The organism is Mumia quercus (assembly GCF_025506335.1).
In the GTDB taxonomy this organism is placed as follows: domain Bacteria; phylum Actinomycetota; class Actinomycetes; order Propionibacteriales; family Nocardioidaceae; genus Mumia; species Mumia quercus.
Genome location: NZ_JANZYO010000007.1, coordinates 273,862 through 280,307, shown reverse-complemented (window position 1 = coordinate 280,307; position 6,446 = coordinate 273,862). Strand labels below are relative to the sequence as shown.

Sequence of the window (6,446 nt, the reverse complement as noted above, 5' to 3'; positions counted from 1 at the left end):
CCCTCCGGCGTCAAAGGAGCGTTAGCGTGAGTCACGAAGACCTCCGTGGATGACGTGAGTGTGGTAACCCACATCGTCGCGGAGGTCTTCGCTAACTCAACCGTTCACAACGTCCCGAGGAACTACAGCTAGGCGAGGACGTATCGAGACCCGTGGTCTCGATGCGGGCTCCGCTGGCGCTCCGCCGTACTCGACCCAGCGGAGGGTTGGGTGGTCGAGTAGGCCGAGCCGCTAGGCGAGGGCGTATCGAGACCCGTGGTCTCGATGCGGGCTCCGCTGGCGCTCCGCCGTACTCGACCAGCGGAGGGTTGGGTGGTCGAGTAGTCCGAGCCGCTAGGCGAGGGCGTATCGAGACCGGTCAGCGCCGCTTCGACACACTCAGCGACGCCTCGAAGCGTCGCTGAGTGGTGCGAAGTGGCGCCGAGTAGTCCCAAGAGGTCTCGATACGTGGGCTCGGCTAGCGCCTCGCCCCCTACTCGACCAGCTAGGCGTATCGGGCGGTCAGACGGTGGCGGCGGGCTGGACGACCTTCGGGTACGACGCCGGGGTGCGCGACTCGAGCGCGGCCCACGTGGCAGCGGCGGCGAGCATGCCGGCGCCGAGCATGTGGAGGCCGACGAGGAGGATCGGCAGGTCTGTGAAGTACTGGACGAACCCGATGACGCCCTGCCCGAGCTCGACGGCGAGCAGCACGGTCGCTGCGCGTACCGCGACGGCTGCCGCACCGACGGCCTTGTATGCGAGCAGGAGCCCGACCGAGAGGCCGAGGAGCAGGAAGACGGCGTCGGCGTGGAGCTGCGTGACCGACACCGGGTCGAAGCCGTTGCGGGGCGTGTCCGGATCACCGGCGTGCGGCCCCGCACCCGTCACGACCGTCCCGATCATGACGGTGACCCACATCGCGCCGTAGACGATCCAGCCGAGCGTCCGGGCGGGCGTCGGCACGGTGGGCGGGTACCACTCGGCCGGGTGGTAGGTCTGCCGCAGCAGTACCGTGGACAGGCTGACGAGACCGATCGAGACCGCGAGGTGGACGGCGACGGCCCACGAGTTGAGATCGACGAGCACCGTGATGCCACCGATCACCGCCTGCAGCGGCACACCCAGCGCCATCAGCGTGGCGACGACCATCGCGCGCGGTCGACGCGGGCGCCAGGTGCGCACCGCGAACCACGTGGCGATAGCGATCGCGACCAGGACGAAGGTCAGCAGCCGGTTGCCGAACTCGATCACGCCGTGCATGCCGAGCTCACCGTGCGGCACGTAGGAGGCGTCGGTGCACCGGGGCCAGGTCGGGCACCCGAGGCCCGAGTCGGTGAGTCGCACAGCAGCACCGGTGACGATGATGCCGATGTTCGCGACGAGCGACGCCCACGCCCACCCGCGGACGAACCCGGTCGTCGCCGTACGGAACCTCTCCAGCATGTCTACTCCCACTTGAACGTTCGCGCTGTCGCGATCGACGCGACTGCGGCCCACACGACGAGCACCACCACGCTCGAGGTCGGCAGTGCACCCCCCTCGAACACGGTGCGCATGCCCTCCGAGAGGGCACCCGATGGCAGCAGCTGCAAGAACGTCTGCGCCGCTTCGGGGTAGCGGTCGAGCGGAACGAGCACCGCTCCTCCCACGAGCAGCAGCACGTAGACGAGGTTGGCTATCGCCAGCGTCGCCTCTGCTCGAAGGGTACCTGCCAGGAGGAGAGCGAGTCCGGCGAATGCGGCAGTGCCGAGCAGCGCGAGGACGACCATCCATCCGTATGAGGCCGCGCCGCCAGCAGGCTCCCAGCCGAGCCACAGCGCCACCAGGCACAGGACGGTGAGCTGCACCGCCTGGACCAGCAGCACCGACCCGATCTTGCCGACGAGCAGGCCCCAGCGGGGGAGGGGCGTCGTGCCGAGCCGCTTGATCACGCCGTACCGGCGCTCGAATCCGGTGGCGATCGCCAGCGACGTGAAGGACGACGAGAGGATCGCGAGGGCGAGCACGCCCGGAGTGATGATGTCGATCGGGCGCCCGGGCCCGAGGTCGACGATGCGCGTCGCCTCCGTGCCGGCCACCAGGAGAAGGAGCGGGATCACGAGGGCGAGGAGGAGCTGCTCGCCGTTGCGCAGCAGCAGCCGCGTCTCCATCAGCGTCTGTGCGGCCACCATGCGGGGCATCGGTGCAGCGCCCGGGCGGGGTGCGAAGTCGAGGCTCACGAGCGCAGCTCCCGTCCGGTGAGGTCGAGGAAGACGTCCTCGAGCGTGCGCCGGCGTACGGCGATGCCGTCGAGCAGGATCCCCTGGTCGACGCACCATGTGGTCACGCTCTGGAGCAGCGGCGGGTCGATCGTGCCGGAGACGAGGTACGTGCCGGGCGCCTGCTCCACGACCTGCGTACCCTCTGGGAGCGCCGTGAGGAGCCCGGAGACGTCGATCCCGGGGGGCCCGGTGAGACGGAGCGTGTTCTCGGCGCCCTCGCTCGTCAGACCCTTCGGCGTGCCGGACGCGATCAGCCGGCCGTGGTCGAGGACGTGGACCCAGTCGGCGAGCCGCTCGGCCTCGTCCATGAAGTGGGTGGTGAGCACCACGGTGACGCCGCTGGCGCGCAGCTCGTCGACCAGCTCCCAGGTCGCCCGGCGGGCCTGCGGGTCGAGTCCTGCGGTCGGCTCGTCGAGGAAGACCAGCTCGGGGCGTCCGACCAGCGCGGTCGCCAGGGCGAGCCTCTGCTGCTGGCCGCCGGACAGGCGCCGGTACGGGGTCCGGCCGACGCCGCCGAGGCCCAGGCGTTCGACGAGCGCGTCGACGTCCAGCGGGTTGGCGTAGAGGCGGGAGACGTAGCGGAGCATCTCGTGCGGGTACGAGGCCGACCAGGCGCCGCCGCTCTGCAGCATGACGCCGACACGGGGACGCAGGCGCGCCGCGTCGCGTACCGGGTCGAGACCGAGGACCCGGACCTTGCCCTCCTGGGGTGTGCGGTAGCCCTCGCAGGTCTCGATCGTCGTGGTCTTCCCGGCGCCGTTGGGGCCGAGCACCGCCGTGACGGTGCCTGGGTCGACGGTGAGGCTGAGCCCGTCGACCGCCGTCGCGTCGCCGTAGCGCATGACGAGGCCGGCGACCTCTACGGCGGGGAAATCCACTGGGACATTCTATGGATCCAGTGTTGGATGGGATCGTCTGGGGCTGCCGCGGGGGCAGCGCCGCGTCAAAGGGGGTCCCTTGTTCGGCACGCTGGGTCGCTATGTCGTCCGTCATCCCTGGCAGGTGATCCTCGCCTGGATCCTGCTGGCCGTCGTGGTGGTCGCCACAGCGCCCGCGCTCGACTCGACCTCCGACGAGGCCGACTTCCTGCCCGGCCACTACGAGTCGATCAAGGCCATGGAGGCGCAGCAGGAGGCGTTCCCGGAGCTGGCCGACACCGAGCCGGCGGCGATCGTGGTCGTCGACCGCGCCGACGGGGCGCGGCTGAGCGCGGAGGACGTCGCGGCGGTCGAAGAGATGGCGAAGGAGCTCGGCGCCGCCGACATCGACCTCCTCGACGACATTCGTGCCAATCCTCCGTCGGAGAACGGCCTCGTCCAGACGATCAGCGTCGGGCTCGCCGAGGGGACCGATCCGTTCGACGTCGCGCTCAACGACAGCGCCGAAGACCTTCGTGAGCAGGTCGGCGACGCGGCCGACGGCACGGACCTGCGGGTCGCCGTCACCGGGTCCATCGCCCAGAACCTCGACGCGACCGAGGCGGCGAGCGGCGCGGAGGCAGCAGTCGGCGTCGCGACCATCGGGTTGATCGTCGTGCTGCTGCTGGTGATCTTCCGCAGCCCGATCATCGCGCTGCTCCCGATCGTCGTGATCACGATCATCTCCCAGGTCGCGACCGGCCTCATCGCGTACGCCAACGACCTGTTCGGCCTGCAGACCGACTCGTCGATCACGGTCATCCTCATCGTGGTGCTGTTCGGCATCGGCACCGACTACATCCTCTTCCTGATGTTCCGCTACCGAGAGCGGCTGCGTGAGGGCGAGGAGCCCAAGCAGGCGATGATCCACGCGATCGAGCGGGCCGGTGAGGCGATCGCCTCAGCCGGCGGCGCCGTGATCGTGGCCTTCCTCGCCCTCGTGCTGTCGACCTTGAGCGTCTTCCGCGCGATCGGCCCTGCTCTGGCGATCGCGGTCGCCGTCACCGTCGTGGCGGCGCTCACGCTGATCCCCGCGGTCGTCTCCCTGCTCGGCACGAAGGTGTTCTGGCCGTCGAAGGCGTGGAAGAAGGAGCCCGAGGGCGCGAGGTTCGGCGCGATGGGCGAGGCACTCGGGCGGCACCCGGGCCGGTTCGCGCTCGCCTCTGGCCTGCTCCTGGCCTCGCTGGCCGTCTTCGCGTTCGGCTTCAAGCCGTCGTTCGACTTCTCCCAGCTGAGCCTTCCCGACGACGCCGAGTCGATGGTGGCGAGCGACCGCATGCTGGAGGGCTACCCGGCCGGCGCGACCGCCCCGCAGACCGTCGTCTTGCGAAGCACCGACGGCGCGCCTCTCGACCAGGCCGACTTCGCGCAGTACGCCGAGGCGCTCGGTGCGGCCGACGGCGTCGCGCAGGTGGCGCCCCCGATCCCCAGCAGCGACGGCACGGCGGCGATCTTCGTCACCACCCTCGACGACGACCCGATGTCGGACGCGGCGATGGAGAAGGTCGAGGGTCCGATCCGGGACGCGGCGCACTCCGCCGCACCGGACGGGGCGGAGGCCCTGGTCGGCGGGACGACCTCGATCTTCGTCGACCTGCAGGACGCGATGATCCGCGACTACTCGGTGGTCTTCCCTGCGGCGGCGCTGATGATCATGATCATCCTCGCGCTCCTGCTGCGGAGCCTGGTCGCGCCGCTCTACCTGATGGCGTCGGTGGGCTTGGGGTTCGCCGCGACCCTCGGCGCGACGGTGCTGGTGTTCCAGGTGGGGCAGGGCCAGGACGGCCTCATCTTCATGCTGCCGATCTACATCTACCTGTTCGTGACGGCGCTCGGCACCGACTACAACATCTTGATGATCGCCAGGCTTCGCGAGGAGTCACGGCACGGCAAGGACCCACGGGCGGCGGCCGCCTGGGCCGTACGACATGCAGGCCCGACGATCGCGGCTGCCGGGATCATCCTCGCCGGTTCGTTCGCCGCGCTGATGCTCGGCGGCAACCCGCTGCTGGTGTCGATGGGCTTCGCGATCTCGTTCGGCATCTTGGTGGCGGCGTTCGTGATGTCGATGTTCTTCACGCCGTCGTTGACCGCGCTGCTGGGTCACGCCGCCTGGTGGCCCGGCCATGCCGACCGCGCGCGCGACGCGGACGAGCTCGAGGAACCGGTCCGTGCCTCGGAGAGGGGATGACGCGATGCAGCTGCCGGTGATGCCGCCGGTCCGTCCGATGCTGGCGAAGTCGGTGAAGGGCATCCCTGACCCCGCGAAGGTCGAGGGCGGCCTGTCGTACGAGCCGAAGTGGGACGGGTTCCGCTGCATCGTCTTCAAGGACGGCGACACGGTCGAGATGACCAGCCGCAACACGCGTGACCTCACCCGCTACTTCCCGGAGCTGGTCGCCGCCTTCAAGGCGCAGCTGCCGCCGCGCTGCGTCCTCGACGGCGAGATCGTGGTCGCGAGGGACGGGCGCCTCGAGTTCGAGGTGCTGCAGGAACGCATCCATCCGGCCGCGTCGCGCATCGGGCTGCTCGCCGAGGAGACACCTGCCTCGTACGTGGCGTTCGACCTCCTGGCGCTCGGCGACGACGACCTGACCGGCGAGCCGTTCGAGCTGCGGCGCGCCCGGCTCGTCGAGGCGCTGCAGGACGCTGCTCACCCCGTCCACACGACGCGGACGACGCTCGACCCCGAGGTCGCGCAGGAGTGGTTCGGGCAGTTCGAAGGGGCGGGCCTCGACGGTGTCGTCGCCAAGCCGCTGCGCGCCCCGTACGAGCAGAACGCCCGCACGATGCTCAAGGTGAAGCACGAGCGGACGGCCGACGTGGTCGTGGCCGGCTACCGGTTCCACAAGACGTCCACGCCGGAGCGACCGCTGCTGGGCTCGATGCTCCTCGGTCTGTTCAACGACGACGGGGTGCTGCAGCACGTCGGCGTGTGCGCCGCATTCACGGAGACCCGCCGCGCGGAGCTCGCGGCGGAGCTGGACAAGCTCCGGGTCGACTTTGCCGACCATCCGTGGGGTCGGTGGGCCGAGGCCGAGGCTCACGCTGCCGGAGATCGGCTGCCAGGTGCGCAGAGCCGCTGGAGCGCCGGGAAGGACCTCTCGTTCGTGCCGATCGAGCCGCGGCTGGTCGCCGAGGTGGCGTACGAGCACATGGAGGGCACGCGGTTCCGGCACACCGCCCGCTTCAAGCGGTGGCGGCCCGACCGCGACCCCGAGTCGTGCACGTACGCCCAGCTCGAGGAGGTCGTCTCGTACGACCTCGCCGACGTCCTCGGCTGAGC

At 70.2% G+C, this 6,446-nt stretch carries 5 protein-coding genes; 2 read left to right on the top strand and 3 right to left on the bottom strand.

Annotated elements, in window-relative coordinates; translation table 11 throughout:
* Positions 1-501: 501 nt before the first annotated feature.
* Genes NYZ95_RS18105 through NYZ95_RS18095 form a run of 3 tightly spaced genes read right to left on the bottom strand, consistent with a single transcriptional unit; the run spans position 502 to position 3,121 of the window.
* Positions 502-1,425, bottom strand: a complete 924-nt coding sequence (locus NYZ95_RS18105) for a COX15/CtaA family protein (RefSeq protein WP_262852734.1) — start codon at positions 1,423-1,425, stop codon at positions 502-504.
* Positions 1,426-1,427: 2 nt separating this feature from the next.
* Positions 1,428-2,201: an ABC transporter permease gene (locus NYZ95_RS18100; protein WP_262852733.1), complete on the bottom strand. Its 774-nt coding sequence runs from the start codon at positions 2,199-2,201 to the stop codon at positions 1,428-1,430.
* Positions 2,198-3,121, bottom strand: coding sequence for an ABC transporter ATP-binding protein (locus NYZ95_RS18095; RefSeq protein WP_262852732.1), 924 nt, complete (start codon positions 3,119-3,121; stop codon positions 2,198-2,200). Before NYZ95_RS18095 ends, NYZ95_RS18100 begins: the two co-directional genes overlap by 4 nt.
* Before the next feature lie 79 nt (positions 3,122-3,200).
* Here NYZ95_RS18095 and NYZ95_RS18090 point away from each other — a divergent pair, with 79 nt between their 5' ends.
* Both NYZ95_RS18090 and NYZ95_RS18085 read left to right on the top strand, forming a co-directional pair.
* Positions 3,201-5,351: an MMPL family transporter gene (locus tag NYZ95_RS18090; RefSeq protein WP_262852731.1), complete on the top strand. Its 2,151-nt coding sequence runs from the start codon at positions 3,201-3,203 to the stop codon at positions 5,349-5,351.
* 4 nt (positions 5,352-5,355) lie between these two features.
* The gene (locus NYZ95_RS18085) at positions 5,356-6,444 is read left to right on the top strand and encodes an ATP-dependent DNA ligase (RefSeq protein WP_262852730.1); all 1,089 of its coding nucleotides are present in this window, start codon (positions 5,356-5,358) and stop codon (positions 6,442-6,444) included.
* Positions 6,445-6,446 lie beyond the last annotated feature (2 nt).

What these genes read in the sequence shown, in the direction of transcription:
- NYZ95_RS18105 (WP_262852734.1), bottom strand. Translation starts at nt 1,425, where the DNA reads ATGCTGGAGAGGTTCCGTACGGCGACGACCGGGTTCGTCCGCGGGTGG.
- NYZ95_RS18085 (WP_262852730.1), top strand. Translation starts at nt 5,356, where the DNA reads ATGCAGCTGCCGGTGATGCCGCCGGTCCGTCCGATGCTGGCGAAGTCG.